Annotated in this window: 24 protein-coding genes; 10 read left to right on the top strand and 14 right to left on the bottom strand. The window is 65.0% G+C overall.

The features are described 5' to 3' along the window. Positions 1-23 precede the first annotated feature (23 nt). Genes FOY51_RS23200 through FOY51_RS23235 form a run of 8 tightly spaced genes read right to left on the bottom strand, consistent with a single transcriptional unit; the run spans position 24 to position 3,269 of the window. Entirely contained in the window at positions 24-437 is a 414-nt protein-coding gene (locus tag FOY51_RS23200; RefSeq protein WP_149432648.1) for a hypothetical protein, read from the bottom strand. A gap of 6 nt (positions 438-443) precedes the next feature. Beyond that, positions 444-1,049, bottom strand: coding sequence for a hypothetical protein (locus FOY51_RS23205; RefSeq protein WP_149432649.1), 606 nt, complete (start codon positions 1,047-1,049; stop codon positions 444-446). Next, on the bottom strand, positions 1,046-1,645 hold the full coding sequence (locus FOY51_RS23210; RefSeq protein ID WP_149432650.1) for a DUF6286 domain-containing protein: 600 nt from the start codon (positions 1,643-1,645) through the stop codon (positions 1,046-1,048). Before FOY51_RS23210 ends, FOY51_RS23205 begins: the two co-directional genes overlap by 4 nt. Continuing rightward, on the bottom strand, positions 1,642-2,025 hold the full coding sequence (locus tag FOY51_RS23215; RefSeq protein WP_149432651.1) for an Asp23/Gls24 family envelope stress response protein: 384 nt from the start codon (positions 2,023-2,025) through the stop codon (positions 1,642-1,644). Before FOY51_RS23215 ends, FOY51_RS23210 begins: the two co-directional genes overlap by 4 nt. Then, on the bottom strand, positions 2,018-2,197 hold the full coding sequence (locus FOY51_RS23220) for a DUF2273 domain-containing protein (RefSeq protein ID WP_149432652.1): 180 nt from the start codon (positions 2,195-2,197) through the stop codon (positions 2,018-2,020). Before FOY51_RS23220 ends, FOY51_RS23215 begins: the two co-directional genes overlap by 8 nt. Before the next feature lie 30 nt (positions 2,198-2,227). Next, a complete protein-coding gene (locus FOY51_RS23225) occupies positions 2,228-2,500 on the bottom strand; it encodes a hypothetical protein (protein ID WP_149432653.1) in 273 nt (90 codons plus the stop codon). After that, positions 2,497-2,799 carry a hypothetical protein gene (locus FOY51_RS23230; protein WP_149432654.1) on the bottom strand — a complete coding sequence of 101 codons (303 nt, stop codon included), beginning with the start codon at positions 2,797-2,799 and terminating at the stop codon, positions 2,497-2,499. The genes FOY51_RS23225 and FOY51_RS23230 overlap by 4 nt, the downstream gene beginning before the upstream one ends. Then, entirely contained in the window at positions 2,796-3,269 is a 474-nt protein-coding gene (locus FOY51_RS23235) for an Asp23/Gls24 family envelope stress response protein (protein ID WP_149432655.1), read from the bottom strand. The genes FOY51_RS23230 and FOY51_RS23235 overlap by 4 nt, the downstream gene beginning before the upstream one ends. Positions 3,270-3,723: 454 nt before the next feature. Here FOY51_RS23235 and FOY51_RS23240 point away from each other — a divergent pair, with 454 nt between their 5' ends. Next, positions 3,724-4,887, top strand: coding sequence for an FAD-binding oxidoreductase (locus FOY51_RS23240; protein WP_149432656.1), 1,164 nt, complete (start codon positions 3,724-3,726; stop codon positions 4,885-4,887). Here the strand turns inward: FOY51_RS23240 and FOY51_RS23245 are convergent. Further along, complete coding sequence (locus tag FOY51_RS23245; RefSeq protein ID WP_235916673.1) at positions 4,884-5,618, bottom strand: FAD-binding oxidoreductase; 735 nt, start codon at positions 5,616-5,618, stop codon at positions 4,884-4,886. The two genes, FOY51_RS23240 and FOY51_RS23245, sit on opposite strands and share 4 nt — an antisense overlap. 19 nt (positions 5,619-5,637) lie before the next feature. Continuing rightward, positions 5,638-6,798, bottom strand: coding sequence for an FAD-binding oxidoreductase (locus FOY51_RS23250; RefSeq protein ID WP_149432658.1), 1,161 nt, complete (start codon positions 6,796-6,798; stop codon positions 5,638-5,640). Between the two features lie 209 nt (positions 6,799-7,007). Between FOY51_RS23250 and FOY51_RS23255 the strand changes: the two genes are divergently transcribed. Further along, positions 7,008-7,394, top strand: a complete 387-nt coding sequence (locus FOY51_RS23255; protein WP_149432659.1) for a hypothetical protein — start codon at positions 7,008-7,010, stop codon at positions 7,392-7,394. Positions 7,395-7,398: 4 nt separating this feature from the next. Here the strand turns inward: FOY51_RS23255 and FOY51_RS23260 are convergent, their stop codons facing one another. Continuing rightward, positions 7,399-8,322 (bottom strand): cation diffusion facilitator family transporter, encoded by a 924-nt coding sequence (locus tag FOY51_RS23260; RefSeq protein WP_149432660.1) that lies wholly within the window; start codon positions 8,320-8,322, stop codon positions 7,399-7,401. Further along, the gene (locus FOY51_RS23265; RefSeq protein WP_149432661.1) at positions 8,319-8,693 is read right to left on the bottom strand and encodes an ArsR/SmtB family transcription factor; all 375 of its coding nucleotides are present in this window, start codon (positions 8,691-8,693) and stop codon (positions 8,319-8,321) included. The genes FOY51_RS23260 and FOY51_RS23265 overlap by 4 nt, the downstream gene beginning before the upstream one ends. Positions 8,694-8,848: 155 nt before the next feature. Between FOY51_RS23265 and clpB the strand changes: the two genes are divergently transcribed. The 6 genes from clpB to FOY51_RS23295 all read left to right on the top strand — a co-directional run bounded on the left by clpB (position 8,849) and on the right by FOY51_RS23295 (position 15,662). Next, positions 8,849-11,401, top strand: coding sequence for an ATP-dependent chaperone ClpB (gene clpB, locus FOY51_RS23270; RefSeq protein WP_149432662.1), 2,553 nt, complete (start codon positions 8,849-8,851; stop codon positions 11,399-11,401). An 82-nt stretch (positions 11,402-11,483) separates the two neighbouring features. Beyond that, complete coding sequence (locus FOY51_RS23275) at positions 11,484-12,323, top strand: DUF5666 domain-containing protein (protein WP_149432663.1); 840 nt, start codon at positions 11,484-11,486, stop codon at positions 12,321-12,323. Between the two features lie 21 nt (positions 12,324-12,344). Then, the gene (locus FOY51_RS23280) at positions 12,345-13,193 is read left to right on the top strand and encodes a TtfA family protein (protein ID WP_149432702.1); all 849 of its coding nucleotides are present in this window, start codon (positions 12,345-12,347) and stop codon (positions 13,191-13,193) included. 24 nt (positions 13,194-13,217) lie between these two features. Continuing rightward, on the top strand, positions 13,218-14,006 hold the full coding sequence (locus tag FOY51_RS23285; RefSeq protein ID WP_149432664.1) for an SDR family NAD(P)-dependent oxidoreductase: 789 nt from the start codon (positions 13,218-13,220) through the stop codon (positions 14,004-14,006). A 9-nt stretch (positions 14,007-14,015) separates the two neighbouring features. Continuing rightward, positions 14,016-14,552, top strand: a complete 537-nt coding sequence (gene pyrE, locus FOY51_RS23290) for an orotate phosphoribosyltransferase (RefSeq protein WP_149432665.1) — start codon at positions 14,016-14,018, stop codon at positions 14,550-14,552. Positions 14,553-14,603: 51 nt separating this feature from the next. Further along, positions 14,604-15,662 carry a beta-ketoacyl-ACP synthase 3 gene (locus tag FOY51_RS23295; RefSeq protein ID WP_149432666.1) on the top strand — a complete coding sequence of 353 codons (1,059 nt, stop codon included), beginning with the start codon at positions 14,604-14,606 and terminating at the stop codon, positions 15,660-15,662. Here FOY51_RS23295 and FOY51_RS23300 read toward each other — a convergent pair. Further along, positions 15,659-16,903, bottom strand: a complete 1,245-nt coding sequence (locus FOY51_RS23300; protein WP_235916675.1) for an MFS transporter — start codon at positions 16,901-16,903, stop codon at positions 15,659-15,661. The genes FOY51_RS23295 and FOY51_RS23300 overlap by 4 nt on opposite strands. 16 nt (positions 16,904-16,919) lie before the next feature. Then, the gene (locus FOY51_RS23305) at positions 16,920-17,363 is read right to left on the bottom strand and encodes a MarR family winged helix-turn-helix transcriptional regulator (RefSeq protein ID WP_149432668.1); all 444 of its coding nucleotides are present in this window, start codon (positions 17,361-17,363) and stop codon (positions 16,920-16,922) included. 124 nt (positions 17,364-17,487) lie between these two features. On the opposite strand from FOY51_RS23305, the gene FOY51_RS23310 reads away from it, so the two are divergent. Both FOY51_RS23310 and FOY51_RS23315 read left to right on the top strand, forming a co-directional pair. Continuing rightward, positions 17,488-17,991, top strand: a complete 504-nt coding sequence (locus FOY51_RS23310; RefSeq protein ID WP_149432669.1) for a hypothetical protein — start codon at positions 17,488-17,490, stop codon at positions 17,989-17,991. Between the two features lie 12 nt (positions 17,992-18,003). After that, the gene (locus FOY51_RS23315) at positions 18,004-18,636 is read left to right on the top strand and encodes a lysoplasmalogenase (protein ID WP_149432670.1); all 633 of its coding nucleotides are present in this window, start codon (positions 18,004-18,006) and stop codon (positions 18,634-18,636) included. Positions 18,637-18,681 lie beyond the last annotated feature (45 nt).

The following is an 18,681-nucleotide window of genomic DNA, read 5'->3' on the forward strand; positions in this document are numbered from 1 at the left end:
ACGTGCGCGGGTCGGTGCGCCAGTCAGTTCGCGAGCGCGCCTCGGCGGTGGCGCCGCAGCGTGAACAGGCCGACGGCGACGGGGATCTGGCCGAACATCAGCGCTGCGGGTAGCAGCAACAGTTCCCAGCCGGTGGAGCCGAAGTTGAGGGCCCAGAAGACGATCGCGATGGCTGACACCACGGTCAGTATCTGCCCGACCGCCATCAGAGTGCCAGGCAGCCCGCGGTCGGATTGTCGAATGAGTACAACGGCGCCCACGACTGCACCGAGTAGCGCGGCCACCACGCCGACGAGTACCGAGAACACCACCAACGTCTCGAACATCGCGCCGCCGACTTCGACCACACCGTTCGCCAGCAGCTGCGACACCACGTACACCCACTGCGCGACGGCGCAGATCACCGTCACGACGGATACGCCGACCAGCACTCTCATCGCAGGCTAGATCACCCGCGGCGCAGGCTTCGCGGCAACACGTTTCGCCGGCTTCGCCGCTCCAGCAGACAGATAGCGCACGTAGAACTGCGTCGCGACGTCGGAACCCTCCAGCGCGCGGTCGATGTCGTTGCGACTCTCGGCCGCGAGACGCCGAAGCTTGTCCAGCGGCACGGTCGGCTCGGCCGTCAATGTCATGCGGAGCGTGCGTTGGCCACGATCGACCACCGCCTTCGAGGTCACCGAATGCACTTCCGGCTTGCGCTCCAACGTGGTCGCGACAGCACGGCCGATCTGTGCGGGGCTGACCGCCAACGTGCCGAGCGAATCGCTGCCGTGCAAGGACACCGCACCCACCCGATTGGGCCGCAGGTTCGCGAGTAGCAGCCACAAGCCGAGCAACAGCAGCAGAATCGATGCGCCGAGCAGCGCCCAATCCCACCAGGTCTCCTTCGGCGCATCGCCGTACCAGCGCGGCTCGGCGTGCGCGAAAACCCTGTCGGCAAAATGGATGTCGGCTCGCCACGCGAGGGCGAGCAGGCCACCGATCAGCAGGGTGGCCGCCAACAGTGCGGTGATCAATCGGTCGATGCTTGCGGTGGAGCGCTTCATGCCGTTGCCTCCTTCTCCACAAGGGATTGGTCCACGACGGTTTGCTGCGTGATCCCCTTGTGAACGGAAACCTTGACTCGCGGCGGCGAATCCAAGCCGTCGAGAACGCCGACCACGTTCGATCGGACCGATTCCGCAACGGTCGTCGAATCGGTGGAATCGGTCACCGCCGAAATCCTCGCAACCCGCTTACCCACGGTGGTCTGTGCGCTGAGTACCCCGGGAACGCGCAGCGCCGCGGCTGTTGAGAGCCTTGCCGCATCGGTAGGACGCAACCACAGTTCCGGTGAATCCTTTGCTGCCAGATGGGTTCTGCCGCGTGGTGCCAGCGCCGTGTAGAGCAGCAGCAGTCCGACGATCACCGCACCGATGGCGGCTGGCAACATCCAGCCCTGCCAACCGAGTCGGCTGATCCATTCGAATGTGTTGCGAATCCACGGTCGACCGCCGACCGCGCCGCGCTCGATCAGGAACTCCCGAAAAGCGATGACGGACAGCGTGATCAGAGCAAGCGATGTCAGCGTGGCGATCGGAGCCGCGATCGGGCTTGCTGCGGGCTTCTTGGCTGGCGAGGGGTCCAGATCGGTGACGCTCATGCGGATTCACCTTCCTCTTGGTTCGCGACCACTTCGGTGACCGAGACGTCGACTCGGCTCGGCTTGCGCCCGGTCAGTCGGTCCAGTTCGTCGGCAACCCGGGTACGCACCTGACGGCACACGGCCGCAACAGGACTCGGCCACGCCACGGCGATGTCGACATGGACGTTCGGATGCACCGGTGTCATGTCGACGACGGCCCGCGGCAGTTCACGACCGGTCAGCGCGCCCAGCCGAGAGCTGTGCTTGATCACCTCGGGGACGTCGAGCGCCGCGTGTTCGGCGATGCGCGTTGCCACCTTGTTCTTGATGGTCAGTGTGCCGCGCAGTCCCGGGTCTTGCGAATCGAGCTGGGGCGCAGCGATATCCGCGTCAGCCACGGCCCCTGCTCCGCAGCAGGCCGCTCAGGTCCAGCTTGCCGTCGAGGTGCAGCCCGATCGCCAGACCGATGGCGCCGAGGACCACGGCGAGCAAGAAACCGCCGAAGCCGCCGGTCACGCCTGCGATCGCCAAGAGTAACCCGATGAACAGGCCGAGTGTTGCGTTGTTCATTTCGCCTCCCAATCTGCTGTGCTGGACTAGCTAGATGCTGAAATAGCGCTTACTGCCGGGAACTTTGCGGGGCAAGCGGGTGCGGACGCTCCGAGCGCCGCGCGCAATCCGCCGTCGTAGCCGAGGCCGGAGATCTTCGTGAACGGCCGCGGGTCCGAGACGCCGATCGAGACGGGCCAACTCTGCGGCCAACCGCTCCGCGGAACCGCCGACGTCGGGGTGATGGGCTCGGATGATGGCGCGGCGGGCAGCGGCGTACGACCGATCGGTCCGGTCGTCGATGCCGTCGCCTGTCATCGTCATGTCCCTTCCTGTGCCGCTTCCTCGTCGGTGGCCACATCCGCGACGGTGACCGTGACCGGCACTCCCGCAATCCGCTCCGCTGCGGCGCGCGCTTCCTCGGCAACCGTGCGCACGTTCCGGTGCAGACCGGCGACCACGTGCACTTCGCCTTCAGTCTCCCCGATACGCACGCCGGCGATTCGCCCGCCCGCGCGGTAGGTGGCGACCTCGCCGAAGGTCCCACCGTGCAGTCGGACCACACCGTCGATTCGCGCCACCGCCTCGGCTACCAGTTGCGCGGTAGCGACGGCATCGGTCACTGGACCCTCGGCGGCTTGGCGGGCTCCTGCTCGGAGTCGCCGCTGCTGTCGTCGTCGCCCTCGAGGTACACGTCGTGCACGGTGACGTTCACCTCGATCACATCGAGTCCGGTCATCCGCTCCACGGCGTTGATGACGTTGCGTCGAATCGCCGCCGCGAGTTCGTGGATTGCCGTGCCGTAATACGCAACGATGCCGACGTCGATGGCGGCCTGCTTTTCGCCCACCTCCACCGAGACGCCTTGCGAAACATTGGTCGATGCGCCAGGCAAACTCTCGCGCAGCCGACCCACCACACGCGCAGCGCCGCCACCGAGATCGCGTACGCCGTCGATTTCGCGGGTGGCGATGCCTGCGATCTTGGCGACAACGGTGTCGGCAATTACCGTGTGCCCCTGCGAATTCGCGAGATCCGTCGAATCGCCGGGTGTCTTCGCAACGGAGGTATCGGGCTTGGGTGCGTCGGTCATCGGTGGCACGCTCCTAGTTCTATCGATCTCGGATGGAACTCGGTCCGCGGGAATCTGTTCCCGGTAACCCGACAGTAGCCTTTTGCGGTGCCGAGGCGGTGGGGCTATGAAACCGTACGGTTTCGCTGATGCGGAATCGTTGTACGGACGGAATTGGCGCAACCGGTGAAAACGAATTGTCCGATTTCCAAAACAGCCAATTTCCGGCAGTACATTGCCCTCCTTATCCGCATTGAAGTCGTTACTGATTGGTAATAACAGAACCTGTTCCAGATTTGGGTGTCGCCGCAGGCCACGCGATGGTTCCAGGGACGGCCCCTCTACCGTGAGTGATTGCAAAAAGCAGCAATCCGAATATCACGAAACGATTCCAATCCTCGTAAATGTCGCTTATAGTTGCGCTGTAACCGATCGGCGCTCGCCGAATGGCAGCCTGGAATCGGAGAAGGCGGCAGTGGATTCGCAATCTGTCTCGTTGGTTCGGGCGTCGTTCAAGGCAGTAGCCGCACAGGAAGACGGGCCGGATCGGCTCGCGCGCTCGTTCTACTCGATCCTCTTCGCGCACCATCCGGATCTTCGTGATCTGTTTCCCGCCGTCATGCTCTCGCAACGTGACCGACTGGTGAAAGCGATTGCGTACGTGGTGGATCGGCTCGACGAGCCGGACAAGCTGCTGCCGTTTCTCCGCCAACTCGGCACCGATCACCGCAAGTACGGCGTGCGCGATGTGCACTATGTGGCCGTCGGCGACTCGCTGGTAGCCGCCTTGCGCAAGTTCGCCGCGAACGAACTGTGGACCGATGCGGTCGACGAAGCCTGGACCGATGTACTGGACCTGATCGCCACCACCATGAAGGAGGGCGCCAACGGGGTGTCCGGCGCTTCGGTGTGGGCAGGCACGGTGATCGAACACGAGCGCGTCCTCCGCAACGCGGCGATCATCCGATTGCAGCTCGATGTGCCGATCGCCTACACCGCCGGTCAGTACATGAGCGTGCAGATCCCGCAGCGTCCGAAGATGTGGCGGTTCATGTCGCCGGCCAATCCGGCCAACGACGCCGGTGAGATCGAGTTCCACATCCGATCGATCGCAGGCGGCTGGGTGAGCCAGGCGATGGTGGGCAGCACCGACATCGGCGATCGCTGGCTGTTCGGCTCGCCCCTGGGTGAGCTGGGGCTGCCGAAGGATCCCACGCGCGACATGTTGATGGTGGCGAGCGGTACCGGCATCGCGCCGTTGCGTGCGCAATTGATGGAGATGGCGCAGCGGCCCCAGAACCCTCGGGTCCATCTGTTCGTCTGCGGGCACCACCCCTGCGACATCTACGACATCGACGTGCTCAGCGACATTGCGGCGATGAATCCGTGGCTGACCATCACACCGGTATCCGAGGTGGACGACAACCCGTGGTGGTTCCACGGTTCGCAGGACCGCACCTCACCCGCCATGGCGAACAGGATCACCGGCCAGATCGGCAAAGTGGTTGCCGCACTGGGTTCCTGGGCAGATCGTGACGTTCAGATCGTCGGGCCGCCGCCGATGGTGCAGACCACGAAATTCCGAATGATGGCGGCAGGTACCCCCACGGCGAACTTCCGGCACGACCCCCTCTTCTAGATCGGATCGTGGCTGATGTTCTCGGCAGGCGTGCCGTTGCGAATCAGCTGATCGACCGTCACCCTCGTCATCGCCGGGGATCCGCACACCAGCACCTGGCTGTCGGCGAACTTGCCGTGCGCACAGACCACGTCGGCGAGCGTGCCCTGCAGAATGTCGTCGACGGTGAAGCCGACGTTGACCCAGCTTCGCTCATGCCACTCGTCACGCCAGTCCGGATCGGCGATCTGCTCGACGACGGGAACCACTGTGAGCCAAGGCAATTCCCTACTCAGCAGGTAGAGCATGTCGGAGGCGTACAGGTCGCGCGGGCTGCGGCCGCCGATGAACAGAAAGACACGAGGCGGAATGGGGCGCTGCGTCAGATCGAGAATCAGCGAACGCAGCGGAGCAAGGCCGGTGCCGCCCGCGATCAACAGCACGTCGCGGGTGGAGTCGGCGATGTGCATCGAGCCCTGCGGGTCGGCGAGTTGCCACACGTCGCCGGGTCGGGTGTCGCTCACGATGCTGCCGCTGATCCAACCCGCAGGCACGGCGCGAACGTGAAACTCGAGCTTGCCGTCCAACGACGGCGGTAGCGCGGGGGAGAGTCGGCGCGGGCTCTCGGGATGCTGCGGTGTCAGCACCGCGAGCGATTGCCCTGCTGTGAACGGCACCGGCTCGCCGATCAGTCGTACGACAGCGAGATCGTGGCGAAGCCGATGATGTTCCACCACCGTTGATTTCCACACCACGCGGAGATTACCGGGGCTAGACCGGATCGTGCTGAATGCGCTCCCACGGCGTGCCTGCCGCCAGCAGTTCCTGCGTGGTCTCAGCCACCATGCGCGGCGAACCGGCGATCTGAATCTGCCGATCGGTCCAGGCGCCGAAGCTGGCGACCACCTTGCCGATCGGTCCGACCAGCCGTTGGTGCATCCCGATCGGATGTTCACGCGGCGGCTCGACGTGCCACCACGGATCGTTCTCCTCTTCGGAAACCGGCACCACGGTGAGCCACGGATTGACCATCGCGAGTTCCCACATGGTGTAGAGGTCGTAGAGGTCGCACGGGTGGCGGCCGCCGACGAACAGGTGCACACGCGGGTTGATCCCGCGTGACGACATCTCCATGATCTGCGCGCGCAGCGGCGCGATGCCGGTGCCGGATCCGATCATCAGCACGTCGTCGCCGCTGTCCAGGTCGACCTTCAGGCCACCGAGCGGCGAGCTGAGCGACCACCGATCGCCCACCCGCGTTTCGTTGACCATCGACGGACTCACCCAGCCGCCGGAGATGCGGCGAATGTGGAATTCGATCTCGCCGTGCGGATTCGACGGGATGGCGGGCGAGAGGTAGCGCCACATCCTGGGACGCTGCGGGGTGCGCACCGACAGGTACTGCCCGGCCTCGTACGGGATGGGCGTATCGGTGCGCAGTCGGACGATGGCCAGATCGTCGAGGACCCGGCGATGATCGACCACGGTGCCGTCCCAGTGCGAGGGCATGTCGTCGGTGTCGGCGCCGGACGCCATCGAGTCGCTGATCAGCGTCGCGACGTGCCACCACGCCTGATCGATCGAGTCGGTCCAGAACGCCGGTCCGGTGTACGCCCGGAGCGCGCCGTGCAGGGCCCGAGCCGCCGCGGCATAATGCGAGCCGTCGACGCCGTATTTGCGGTGGTCGCGGCCGAGCTGCTCGAGGAAGCCGCGTGCGATGTCGGGTTGTTCGAGGTGGTCGAGGACGATCTGAATCGCGTCGACCAGTCGGTCGCGCTGGTGTTCCATGGTTGCCGGAAACAGTTGCCGGAACATCGGATTCTCGCCGAACAGCAGACCGTAGAACGAGTTGCTGAGACGGTCGCGGCCGTTGGGTGTCTCCGTGACCGACCGGAAATTCGTGCGGACAAGCGCAATCTCACGCAAGTTCACGAATTCTGGCTCCCTCCCGAGCTATCACCGGGATCGGCAGATAGTACGGCCCAGGGTATCGCCCATGCGGCATCGCGACCAGTAACGGCTCGCTGGGCTCCGGTAAAAGGTTCACGGCAACATCGATGGAGTTGCGCAGGTAGCTCCCAGTTTCCGGGCCTAATTTCGGCTGGGTAGGTCGGGGTTCGAAACCGAAGAAAGGGCCAACGATGGCTGACGAAGATCGCACCGAAGAAATGGGTCCGGTCGTGGAACCGACGCCGCCGCCCGCTACGCCCGCCAAACCGAAGCTGACGCAGCGATGGCGGGCGTCGCGCGCAGCCCAGATCGTGTCGGCGGTGCTTGCCGTGCTGATCGTGGGTGGCATCGGTTTCGGAATCGGCTACGCGGTCGGCGATTCCGGCCACGATCACGGCCACGGCGGGCATCACATGATGTATCGCGACGGCGGCGGAATGGGTGGCCACGGAAGGAACCATGGCGAAATGCGCGGGCCGCGTGATGGCGATATGGGCGGGCGACGCAATCCGGTAGAACCGACGCCGAGCGGGCAGCCTGCGCCGACAGCTACGCCGGCACCGGCGCCCGGTGCGTGACCGCTCAGGATGCGTGATGAGCCGGATATGCGTGAATCAGTGCGCTGTCCAGCTTCGGAACCGCGTGCATGAGCGCATGTTCCGCGGAGTGGGCGACCTCGTGCGCTTCCCGTAGCGAGACATCGGGATCGACGTCGAGTTCAGCGTCGGCGTGCAACCTGTGGCCGATCCACCGCAGCCGCAGGCTCTGCACGCCGACCACGCCGTTCTCGTGCGCGAGCGCATGTTCGGCCGCGTCGACCAATGCCGGTTCGACGCCGTCCATCAGCCGTCGGAACACGTCGCGAGCAGCTGTCCACAGCACGGCTGCGATGGCCGCGGTGATGAGCAAGCCGACGATCGGATCTGCCAACGGAAACCCGAGTGCGACGCCCGCGGCTCCGACAAGTACTGCGAGCGAACCGAATCCGTCGGTTCGTGCATGCAGCCCGTCGGCGACCAGAGCCGCTGATCCGATCTGGCGTCCTACCCGGATCCGATACATCGCAACGAGTTCGTTGCCGACGAAGCCCACCGCGCCCGCGGTCGCCACCAACCCGAGGTGATCGATCTCGACGGGATCGATCAGCCTGCGCACGGACTCGTAGCCGGCGATCCCGGCCGAGACGGCGATCATCAGTACGACGAACAGCCCGGCAAGATCTTCGGCGCGACCGAAGCCGTAGGTGTAGCGCTTGGTCGCTGCTCGTCGGCTCAGGGCGAACGCGATCCAGAGTGGGATGGCGGTGGTGGCGTCGGCGAAGTTGTGGATGGTGTCCGCAGCCAACGCGATCGATCCGGAGATCAGCACGACCACGAGTTGCACGATTGCCGTGATACCCAGGGCGACCAGGCTGATCTTGACCGCTCGAATCCCGATCGCGCTGGATTCCAGAGCGTCGTCCACCCGATCGGCGGCGTCGTGACTGTGCGGGATCGCGTGCTTCACGAGTGCTGCACTTTCAACTCCGCTGCGCTGCGGTGGTGACCGGGAATGCCGGGCCCGGCGTGCTCCGCGTTGAAGACAGCGTCCGTGACGAGTTGCCGCACGTGGTCGTTCTCGAGGCTGTAGTAGATGGAGGTGCCGTCGCGCCGGGTCCGCACCAGCCGCGCCATCCGCAGCTTCGCGAGATGCTGCGATACCGACGCCGCCGGTTTTCCCACGCCGTCGGCCAGATCGTTCACCGACAGTTCGCAGTCCACCAGCGCCCACAGGATCTGCACGCGGGTCGCGTCGGCCAGCATGCGGAAGATCTCGACGACCAAGCCGACCTGGTCGTCGTCGAGCTTCCGACGGCAAGGCTGGTTATCTGCATTCATACGTAGATAGTAGATTATCGAGGCGACGATGTCGCAGGGCCATCGAGTGGGAGCATGAGATGAGCGAAATTTCTCAAGTTGAGCGGAACAGACTCAACTCTTCTGACGTTGAGTGGATAGACAACTCAGTTCGACTCGTAGAAGAAAGGTGATTCGTGGACTCGTTCAGCCCCACCACCAAGACTCAGGCCGCGATGACAGCGGCACTTCAGGCGGCCTCGTCCGCCGGAAATCCCGACATCCGTCCCGCTCATCTGCTGGTGGCGTTGCTGGATCAGACCGACGGCATCGCCGCACCGCTGCTCAAGGCGGTCGGTGTCGATCCGATCGGCGTCCGCAACGAGGCACAGTCGATCGTCGACCGCCTGCCCAAGGCCACCGGCGCAACCCAGTCGCCCCAGCTCAGCCGCGAGGCCGTGGCCGCGTTGACCGCTGCGCAGCATCTCGCGACCGAACTCGACGACGAGTACGTCTCCACCGAGCACCTCATGGTGGGCCTCAGTGAGGGCGATTCCGATATCGCCAAACTCCTTGCAGGCCATGGCGCTACCTCGGTGGCGCTGCGCGATGCGTTCACCACGGTGCGCGGCAGTGCTCGTGTCACCAGTCCCGATCCGGAGGGCAGCTACCAGGCGCTGGAGAAGTACAGCACCGATCTCACCGAGGCGGCCCGCAGCGGCAAGCTCGACCCGGTGATCGGGCGCGATACCGAAATCCGGCGCGTCGTACAGGTTTTGAGCAGGCGCACCAAGAACAACCCGGTTCTCATCGGTGAGCCGGGCGTCGGCAAGACCGCGATCGTCGAAGGGCTCGCCCAGCGCATCATCGCGGGCGATGTCCCGGAATCGTTGCGCGGCAAGACCGTTGTGTCGCTGGACCTCGGTTCGATGGTCGCCGGTGCGAAGTATCGCGGCGAGTTCGAAGAGCGCCTCAAGGCCGTCCTCGACGACATCAAGAACAGTGCCGGGCAGGTCATCACCTTCATCGACGAGCTGCACACAATCGTCGGCGCCGGTGCGACAGGCGAGTCGGCGATGGATGCGGGCAACATGATCAAGCCGATGCTGGCCCGCGGCGAGCTGCGACTGGTCGGTGCCACCACCCTCGACGAGTACCGCAAGTACATCGAGAAGGACGCCGCACTGGAACGTCGGTTCCAGCAGGTGGTGGTCGGCGAGCCGTCCGTCGAGGACACCGTCGGAATTCTGCGTGGCCTCAAGGATCGCTACGAGGTGCATCACGGCGTCCGCATCACGGACTCCGCGCTGGTCGCTGCGGCAACGCTGGGCGATCGGTACATCACGTCGCGGTTCCTGCCGGACAAGGCGATCGATCTTGTCGACGAGGCTGCGTCGCGGTTGCGCATGGAAATCGATTCGCGACCGGTCGAGATCGACGTGGTCGAGCGCATCGTTCGCCGCCTCGAGATCGAAGAGGTCGCGCTGGAGAAGGAGACCGACGACGCGTCGAAGGCCCGACTGGAGAAGTTGCGCCAAGAACTCGCCGACGAGCGCGAGAAGCTGAGTCAGCTCAGCACCCGCTGGCAGAACGAGAAGCAGGCCATAGACTCGGTGCGCGTGGTCAAGGAGCAGCTCGACCAGTTGCGCGGCGAGTCCGAGCGTGCCGAACGCGACGGTGATCTGGGCAAGGCAGCCGAACTGCGCTACGGCCGCATCCCGGCGCTGGAGAAGGAACTCGCCGAGGCCGAGAAGGTCTCCGGGGCGTCCAGCGACGGTGACGTCATGCTCAAGGAAGAGGTGGGTCCCGACGACGTCGCAGATGTTGTTGCGGCCTGGACCGGCATTCCGGCGGGTCGCATGCTCGAGGGTGAGACCGCGAAGCTGCTGCGGATGGAAGACGAGCTCGGTAAGCGAGTCGTCGGGCAGGCAGAACCGGTGCAGGCCGTCTCCGATGCGGTGCGTCGGGCGCGGGCCGGTGTTGCCGACCCGAACCGGCCGACTGGATCGTTCCTGTTCCTCGGTCCGACCGGTGTCGGTAAGACGGAGCTGGCAAAAGCGTTGGCGGACTTCCTGTTCGACGACGAGCGCGCCATGATCCGCATCGATATGAGCGAGTACAGCGAGAAGCACGCGGTCGCGCGCCTAGTCGGTGCGCCGCCCGGATACGTCGGCTACGACCAGGGTGGTCAGCTCACCGAGGCGATCAGGCGTCGGCCGTACTCGGTCGTGCTGTTCGACGAGGTGGAGAAGGCGCACCCCGATGTGTTCGACATTCTCCTTGCGGTGCTCGACGAAGGTCGGCTCACCGATGGGCAGGGTCGGACCGTCGATTTCCGCAACACCATCCTGATCCTGACGTCGAACCTGGGCGCAGGCGGTGACAAGGATCAGGTGATGGATGCGGTGCGTCGCGCCTTCAAGCCGGAGTTCATCAACCGACTCGACGACGTGGTGATCTTCCACCCGCTCAACGAGGAGCAGCTGGAATCCATCGTCGACATCCAGTTGGAGCAGCTGCAGAAGCGGCTCGCCGCACGCAGGCTCACGCTGGACGTAGCCGATTCGGCGCGGTTCTGGCTGGCGGTACGCGGCTACGACCCGGTCTACGGCGCCCGTCCGCTCCGCAGGTTGATTCAGCAAGCGATCGGCGATCAGCTGGCCAAGCGCTTGCTGGCAGGCGAGGTGCACGACGGTGACACCGTCCCGGTGACAGTCACCGACGACGGTGCCGGATTGCTGGTGGGTTAGGCGACTTCGTCGCAGGTGAGCGTTTAGTTGGTCCCTGGACCACCAAAGCGCTCACCTTGCGCGAAGCGCCTACGCTGTCCCCATGAGCAACCCGGACGATCCTCGGACCGAGAAGTTCGATCGGCCGACCGATCAGTTCGGCCGGCCCATCGAGCCTGATCAGCCGACGGAGATCTACCACACAGCCGACCCGTATCAGGCCTACGGACAGCAACCGCCGCCCAACGCGACGATGGCGTTCCCGACGTATCAGACCTACGACCCGAACCAGCCGCCGCCGAACCCGACGCAGGCCTACCCGACCTACCAGGGCGGCTACCAGCAGCAGTATCAACAGCAGCCCTACCAGCAACAACCCCAAGATCAGCCCTGGGGAGGGTATCCCGGCGAGGTTCGGCCGCTGGAGCAGACGCAGGAGCCGAAGCGTAAGTCGAAGATGTGGCTCGGCATCCTGGCGGGCCTCGTCGTGCTCGCGTTGGCGGGAGTCATCGCGTTCGTCGCGACCGGCGGCAGTCCGGAATCGTCCACGACGGCAAGCGGTGGCAGCACCAGCACCCAGGCACTGCCCCCGACGACGACGGCGGCGCCACGGACCAGCCCGCGGGCGTCGCAATCGCCCGAATCGTCCGGCGTCCAACTGCCGCCTGCTCTGGGCAACGCCATTCAGGATTTCGGTGCCACGGTCGGCAGCATCTCGGCCAACGACGGGTCGACCCTCACGGTCGACGGCATCGGCGGATCGCCCGTCACGGTGCACACCAACGACCAGACGCAGGTCGTCGCCATGTCCGGATCGAAAGTGTCGGACCTGAAGGTCGGCGACAGCGTCGTCATTCAGGGCGACAAGGCCGACGACGGTTCGATCACGGCACGCATCATCATCAGTACGTCGCTGCCCAATCCCAACGGCTTCGGCCGCTAGGCTGAGCAATCGATGACGGCAATGTGGTTTGGACTGGCAGTGATCGCACTCGTGGGTGCGGCTGTACTGCTGTACATCGACCGGATCCAGCACCAACGCGGTGGCAGGGTTCGGCAGATGTGGGCAAAGGCTCAAAATTTCACGTACACGGTGGAAGATCCGAATCTTCCCGCGACGTGGCGGCGCGCTGCGCTGGCCAAACAGGATTATCTGTCCGCGGTGGACATCGTCAGCGGCATCCGGCGCGGTGAGCAGTTCTTTCTGTTCGATCTCGAGGACACCGCGACGATCGTTGCCGTCCGTCGCGAAATCGGCTCCGACGTGGACATCGATCTGCGGCTGAAGACCACACCGCCGCCCCGCGACGCCGACATGGAACTACTCGGCGGCATCGGCCCGCGCATCGTGTTCGCCACCAACCTCGAGATCGCCCGTCGAGTGTGCGATCAGCGAATGGTCGCGTTCACCGAAGGCCTGCCCGCGAAGCTGCAGATGCTGTGGAGCGAAGGCAACTGGACACTCGGCTCGCTCCCGATCACCGCGATGGGCCGCGACTGGGACGACGCGATCGATTCCGTTGCCCGCTTGTCCGGAATGTTGCATGTCCTCCCGCCGCCGCGCGAACCCCGTGCGGGTCGCAGCGATCGCGGCGGCAACCACGATCCCGGCCGACCGCGCCCGCCGCAGACCGACCTGCGCGAACGCCCGGCACGGGTAGCGCCGCCGCGCGTTGCTCCACCGACCGGTGAACGCAGGCCGGTCGAAGGTTTTCCGCCGCCAGGCGAGCGAGGCCGTGCCCCAAGTCGGCCGCAAGATTTCGACGGCCCACCGACGCAAGCAGCAGAGCGCATCCGGCCCGATCTCGATTAGCGGTGCCCCGATAAGGTTCTGCCCATGTCGCCCAACGCTGTTCGCCCAGTCGCACTGGTCACCGGTCCCACGTCGGGTCTCGGCGAAGGATTTGCCCGCAAGCTCGCTGCCCGCGGCTACGACCTTGTCTTGGTCGCCCGCGACCAGCAACGACTGGACGCCCTCGCCGCCGATCTGGAGAACCAGTACGGTGTTGGCGCCGAGGTGGTGGTCGCCGACCTCGGCACCGACGAGGGCCGCGCCGCTGTGTGCCGCAGGCTCGATCAGGGCGTCGAATTCCTGGTCAACAACGCAGGATTCGGCATCACCGGCGAATTCTGGACAGTCGATCCCGCGGTCCTGCAGAACCAACTCGACGTCAACGTCACCGCCGTGATGCAGCTGACCCGCGCTGCGCTGCCGTCGATGGTGGCAGCGGCGAACGGGCGGATCGTCAACGTGGCGAGCGTTGCTGGGCTGGTCGCGGGCCGCGGCTCCACCTATTCCGCGTCGAAGGCGTACGTCATCTCGTTCACCGAAGGTCTGGCAGGCGGCGTCGAGGGCACCGGCGTACGGATGCAGGCACTGTGCCCCGGCTTCGTCCGCACCGAGTTCCACGAGCGCGCGGGTATCGAGATGAGCTCGATACCGTCGGCGATGTGGCTGAACGTGGATCAGGTGGTCACGACCTCGCTGGACGATCTGGAGAAGGGCAAGGTCATTTCCATCCCTGGCATTCAGTACAAGGTGATCACGAGCGCGAGTCGCGTGATTCCGAAGTCGGCTGTGCGCAAGATCAACACATTGGTGGGCCGCGGTCGCGGCCGGACATAGGAGTCGTAAATGACCGCTAGGGACGAACTTGCCGCGCTGGTAAGGGAATTGGCGATCGTGCACGGGAAGGTGACGTTGTCGTCGGGCAAGGAAGCCGACTACTACGTCGATCTACGACGCGCAACGCTGCATCACAAGGCCGCTCCGCTGATCGGCTCGCTGTTGCGCGAACTGGTCGCCGACTGGGATTTCGACGCGGTCGGCGGGCTCACGATGGGTGCCGATCCGGTTGCGATGGCGGTGATGCATGCGCCGGGCAGGCCGATCGATGCGTTCGTCGTCCGTAAGGCCGCCAAGGCGCACGGTATGCAGCGGCAGATCGAAGGCCCCGACGTCGTCGGTAAGCGGGTGCTGGTCGTGGAAGACACGACGACGACGGGCAATTCGCCGCTGACGGCGGTGAAGGCGCTGCGCGATGTCGGTGCGATCGTGGTGGGCGTCGCCACGGTCGTGGACCGGGCGACCGGGGCGGATGCGGTGATCGCCGCGGAGGGGCTGGAGTACCGGTCGCTGCTTGGACTCGACGACCTGGGATTGGCGAATTAACCATTAGTTAGCCTGTAACGAACCAGTCGGCGAGCGAAGGATACGAAACCTGTGGTCAGCATTGCGGTCAACAAGGGACATGCGAACGTCGCGATGCTCGGCATCGGCGCATACCGGCCGAAGCGAATCGTCAGCAACGAAGAGGTATGCCAGACCCTCGACTCGACGCCCGAGTGGATCTACGAGCGCAGCGGAATCCGTAACCGTCGGTGGATCAGCGGCGACGAGACCGCGAAGTCGATGGCGGTGGCGGCAGCAGAGCGGGCGCTGCGCAACAGCGGTATCGACAAGTCGCAGATCGGCGCCGTGATCCTGACGACCGGTAGCTGGAAGACGAAGATTCCGCACGGGGCGCCGCAGGTGGCATTCGAACTCGGGATCAACGGCCTGCCCGCATTCGATGTGGAATCGGGTTGCGGCGGCTTCGGTTATGGCCTCGGCGTCGCGACGGACATGATCCGGGCGGGCTCCGCGGAGTACGTGCTGGTGATCGGAACCGAGACGATGTCGGTGGTGATGGATCCGAAGGACCGCGGCACCGCGTTCATCTTCGCCGACGGTGCGGGTGCAGTTGTGGTCGGTCCTAGCGAGGAGAACGGCATCTCGCCGACCGTGTGGGGCAGCGACGGCGAGAACGCGGGCGCCATCTCGCAGAACTACGACATCCCTGAATACATGGACCGTGCCGAGGAGTTCCAGGGCAAGGATGCCGAGACGGATCCGGTCGGACGCATGGTGGTTCGGATGGAAGGCCCACGCGTATTCCGTTGGGCCGCAATCACGTTGCCGAAGGCGCTGTCGAGTGCGATCGAGCAGTCAGGTGTCGCGAAGGAAGATATCGAGGTCTTCGTTCCGCACCAGGCGAATGCCCGCATCAACGACCTGATGAAGGCCAATCTCGGCCTCGGCGAACATGTTCCGGTCGCCAACGACATCGAGAACACCGGGAACACGTCCGCTGCCTCGATCCCGCTGGCGATCGAAGAGATGCTGGTGACCGGCAAGGCCAAGGGCGGCCAGACGGCGCTGCTGCTCGCCTTCGGCGCCGGCCTCAGCTATGCGGGCCAGGTAGTAACTCTGCCGCCCGCGCCGAAGGAAGCCAGCTTTTAGTCCCCGACTGTTATCGCTTCGGCTTCGTCGATGCTGTGCGGGGCAGGATCGTGATCGTCGATGTGCGCCAGCACCTTTCGGCCACTGAGTAGGACGAACACCGCTGCCAACGTGCACGCCGCGCCGACCCAGAACGGGATGTGGATGCTGTGCTCGCCGAGCTTGCCCGCCAGGTACGGGGCGGCGGCACCGCCGACGAACCGCACGAAGCTGTAGGCGGCCGATGCCGTAGACCGCTCGACCGGTGAGCTGATCATCACGGTCTCGGTGATCAGGGTGTTGTTCACGCCGAGGAACAGACCTGCCAGCACCACACCCACGATCAGCACCACTTTGTTCTCGGTGAACGCAGCCATCACCCCGAGATCGATCGCGAACAGCACGAGCGCAGCCGCCATCATCGGCAGTGTGCCGAAGGCGCGTTGGAGTCGCGGCGCAAGGAACACCGATGCGATCGCCAGCATCAGGCCCCAGCCGAAGAAGATGAAGCCGATCGAGTACGCGCTCATGTTCAGCGGGAACGGCGTGTAGGCGAGCAGGGTGAAGAAGCCGTAGTTGTAGAGCAGTGCAGTGATGCCGACGGTCAGCAGCCCGCGGTGGCGCAGTGCCTTGAACGGCGCGGCAAGCGATGTGTGATGGGTCGGCTTGGGGCTTTCCGGGAGCATCACGACGATCAGCACGAAGGCGAACGCCATCAGGACCGCGACACCGAAGAACGGTCCACGCCAGCTGATGCTGCCCAACACGCCGCCGACCAGCGGGCCGGTCGCGATGCCGATACCCAGCGCAGCCTCGTACAGGATGATCGCGCGGGCGACGCCACCGCTTGCGGCACCGACGATCGTCGCCAGCGCGGTAGCGATGAAGAGCGCGTTGCCCAAGCCCCAGCCTGCGCGGAACCCGACGATCTCACCGACGCTGCCGGACATGCCCGCGAGGGCCGAGAACACCACGATGATCGCCAGGCCGCCGAGCAGTGTCTTCTTGGCGCCGAACCGGCTGGAGACGACGCCGGTGATCAGCATCGCCACGCCCGTGACCAGCATGTAGCTGGTGAACAGCAGTGACACCTGCGACGGCGACGCGTGCAGCTGTTCGCCGATCGGCTTCAGAATGGGGTCGACCAAACCGATGCCCATGAACGCGATGACGCTCGCGAACGCGACTGCCCATACGGCCTTCGGCTGTTTCAGCAGACTCGCCTGATCGGCGGATTCCGCTGGTGCGGTGGTGGTACTCACTGATCCTTCTTTCCAGCTAGCTATCCGATGTGGATTTGAGAATGTCGCGCAGTTCTTGCAGGCCCTCGGTGATCCGGGCGATCTGCTCGGGTTCGAGCTGAGCGAATCGCGGCGCGAGGGCATCGCCGATGGCGGCACGTGATTCGGCGAGCCACGTTCTGCCCTTGTCGCTGATCGCGATGAGCGATGCGCGCGAATCGTGCGCGTCGGGCGTGCGCTCGACCAGGTCGAGGGCGTGCAACTTCTTCATCAACGCCGTCGCCGACGGTTGACTGCAGCGATCGAGTCGGGCGAACTCGCTGGTCCGCAGCTCGCCGTACTCCTCGAGCAGCGACAGCGCGCGAACAAGTGCCCGCGGCCGATCGTCGTTGGCGAGCGACGACGCAAGGCGCGTGAAGCGAGACGAATTGGTGACCAGCTCCACGATGAGATCGCGTTGGTCGGTTCCAGTCGTCGTCATGACAAGTATTATTACATAAGCTAACTATGTATGTAAACCGAGACCTTCTACGACATGCGAGGACGAGCGTTGCGGGAGACACTGAACCCGCATGCCGTCAGCTGCCGACCGTTCGAGGACCCGGATGACTTCGAAGTTCGCTTTTCCCCTGAACAAGCAAGCCGACGTGGCGTTGGCGGCACTGCACGAATCGCCGCTGGATCTGCTGCCGAACTCCAAGGACGTTCGGTTGGTCCGCGTCCTGTTCATGCCGACGTTTCATCGCAACGTGCTGATCGTGGTCGAGGCGCTGCAGGCGGTGGCGCGCATCGCGTGCACGATGTCCGGCACCGATCCGCGGCGCGAAGAAAACGTGCTGCCCACCGCCGATCTCGATGCACTGTGGAGCGCGACGGAGGCAGTGGACACCGCCGGCGAGTCACAGGCCTCGGCGGGTGCCGGTATGCCGATCAGGGTCGACATCGACGACTGGTCGGGGCGCAGAACATTGACCGGTATGGCCCAGGTCGGCGGCGGTCCGGTCGGTGTACTGGTGGACGAGATGGTGTCGCTGGTGCGCGGCAATCTGCCGGATGATGAAATCGATCAGGCGTTGACCGACGTCGAGCGGTACCTGATTCGCGACTGAAACGAGATTCCCATGGACGCCGACCGGCTCGTATTCCTTGCAGCGTCGGCGACCACCGTGGCGGGCGCAGTCATCGGCAACGAGCGGATGCAGCAAGTGGCGAAGCCGTTGATCGCACCGTCGCTGGCCGTGCGGGCATGGCGCAAGCGCGGTCCGGACAACCTCGAGACGGCCTTGCTGGTCGGCGGGCTGACGGCTGCTGCCGTGGGTGATGTGCTGCTCATCGATCCCGACGACGACCGCAGGCTCGTGCAGGGTGCCTCGTCGTTCGCGGTGATGCAGGCCGGCTACACGACCCTACTGCTGCGCCACGGTGCACGGCCGACGGCACCCGCGTGGTTGCCCAGGCTGCTCGGCTGGGCGGGAGCCGCAGTGCTGCTGCGAACCAAGGCGCCGACGGTTGCGGCACCGCTCACCGCGTACGGCGTAACCCTCGGCGCTGCGACGACATTGGCGTCAGATCCAGCACTCGACAAACAGCTCTTCGCCGGCGCGCAGCTCTTCACCGTCTCCGACGGATTGATCCTGGTTCGGCGCATCTTCGTCCGCAACGAGACCGGCCGTCGCATTGCCGAGGGCGTGATCCTCGCGACTTACGCTGCGGCACAGGCGCTCTTGGTCGACGGGTTGCAGGCGCTGCGGTAGTAGAGCTACCTGTCGTATCGCGGCCGACTCGTTCGTAGTACTGAT

Source organism: Antrihabitans cavernicola (genome assembly GCF_008297975.1).
Taxonomy (GTDB): domain Bacteria; phylum Actinomycetota; class Actinomycetes; order Mycobacteriales; family Mycobacteriaceae; genus Antrihabitans; species Antrihabitans cavernicola.

What these genes read in the sequence shown, in the direction of transcription:
- FOY51_RS23200 (WP_149432648.1), bottom strand. Translation starts at nt 437, where the DNA reads ATGAGAGTGCTGGTCGGCGTATCCGTCGTGACGGTGATCTGCGCCGTC.
- FOY51_RS23205 (WP_149432649.1), bottom strand. Translation starts at nt 1,049, where the DNA reads ATGAAGCGCTCCACCGCAAGCATCGACCGATTGATCACCGCACTGTTG.
- FOY51_RS23210 (WP_149432650.1), bottom strand. Translation starts at nt 1,645, where the DNA reads ATGAGCGTCACCGATCTGGACCCCTCGCCAGCCAAGAAGCCCGCAGCA.
- FOY51_RS23220 (WP_149432652.1), bottom strand. Translation starts at nt 2,197, where the DNA reads ATGAACAACGCAACACTCGGCCTGTTCATCGGGTTACTCTTGGCGATC.
- FOY51_RS23225 (WP_149432653.1), bottom strand. Translation starts at nt 2,500, where the DNA reads ATGACGATGACAGGCGACGGCATCGACGACCGGACCGATCGGTCGTAC.
- FOY51_RS23235 (WP_149432655.1), bottom strand. Translation starts at nt 3,269, where the DNA reads ATGACCGACGCACCCAAGCCCGATACCTCCGTTGCGAAGACACCCGGC.
- FOY51_RS23255 (WP_149432659.1), top strand. Translation starts at nt 7,008, where the DNA reads ATGGCTGACGAAGATCGCACCGAAGAAATGGGTCCGGTCGTGGAACCG.
- FOY51_RS23265 (WP_149432661.1), bottom strand. Translation starts at nt 8,693, where the DNA reads ATGAATGCAGATAACCAGCCTTGCCGTCGGAAGCTCGACGACGACCAG.
- FOY51_RS23275 (WP_149432663.1), top strand. Translation starts at nt 11,484, where the DNA reads ATGAGCAACCCGGACGATCCTCGGACCGAGAAGTTCGATCGGCCGACC.
- FOY51_RS23280 (WP_149432702.1), top strand. Translation starts at nt 12,345, where the DNA reads ATGTGGTTTGGACTGGCAGTGATCGCACTCGTGGGTGCGGCTGTACTG.
- FOY51_RS23285 (WP_149432664.1), top strand. Translation starts at nt 13,218, where the DNA reads ATGTCGCCCAACGCTGTTCGCCCAGTCGCACTGGTCACCGGTCCCACG.
- pyrE (WP_149432665.1), top strand. Translation starts at nt 14,016, where the DNA reads ATGACCGCTAGGGACGAACTTGCCGCGCTGGTAAGGGAATTGGCGATC.
- FOY51_RS23305 (WP_149432668.1), bottom strand. Translation starts at nt 17,363, where the DNA reads ATGACGACGACTGGAACCGACCAACGCGATCTCATCGTGGAGCTGGTC.
- FOY51_RS23310 (WP_149432669.1), top strand. Translation starts at nt 17,488, where the DNA reads ATGACTTCGAAGTTCGCTTTTCCCCTGAACAAGCAAGCCGACGTGGCG.
- FOY51_RS23315 (WP_149432670.1), top strand. Translation starts at nt 18,004, where the DNA reads ATGGACGCCGACCGGCTCGTATTCCTTGCAGCGTCGGCGACCACCGTG.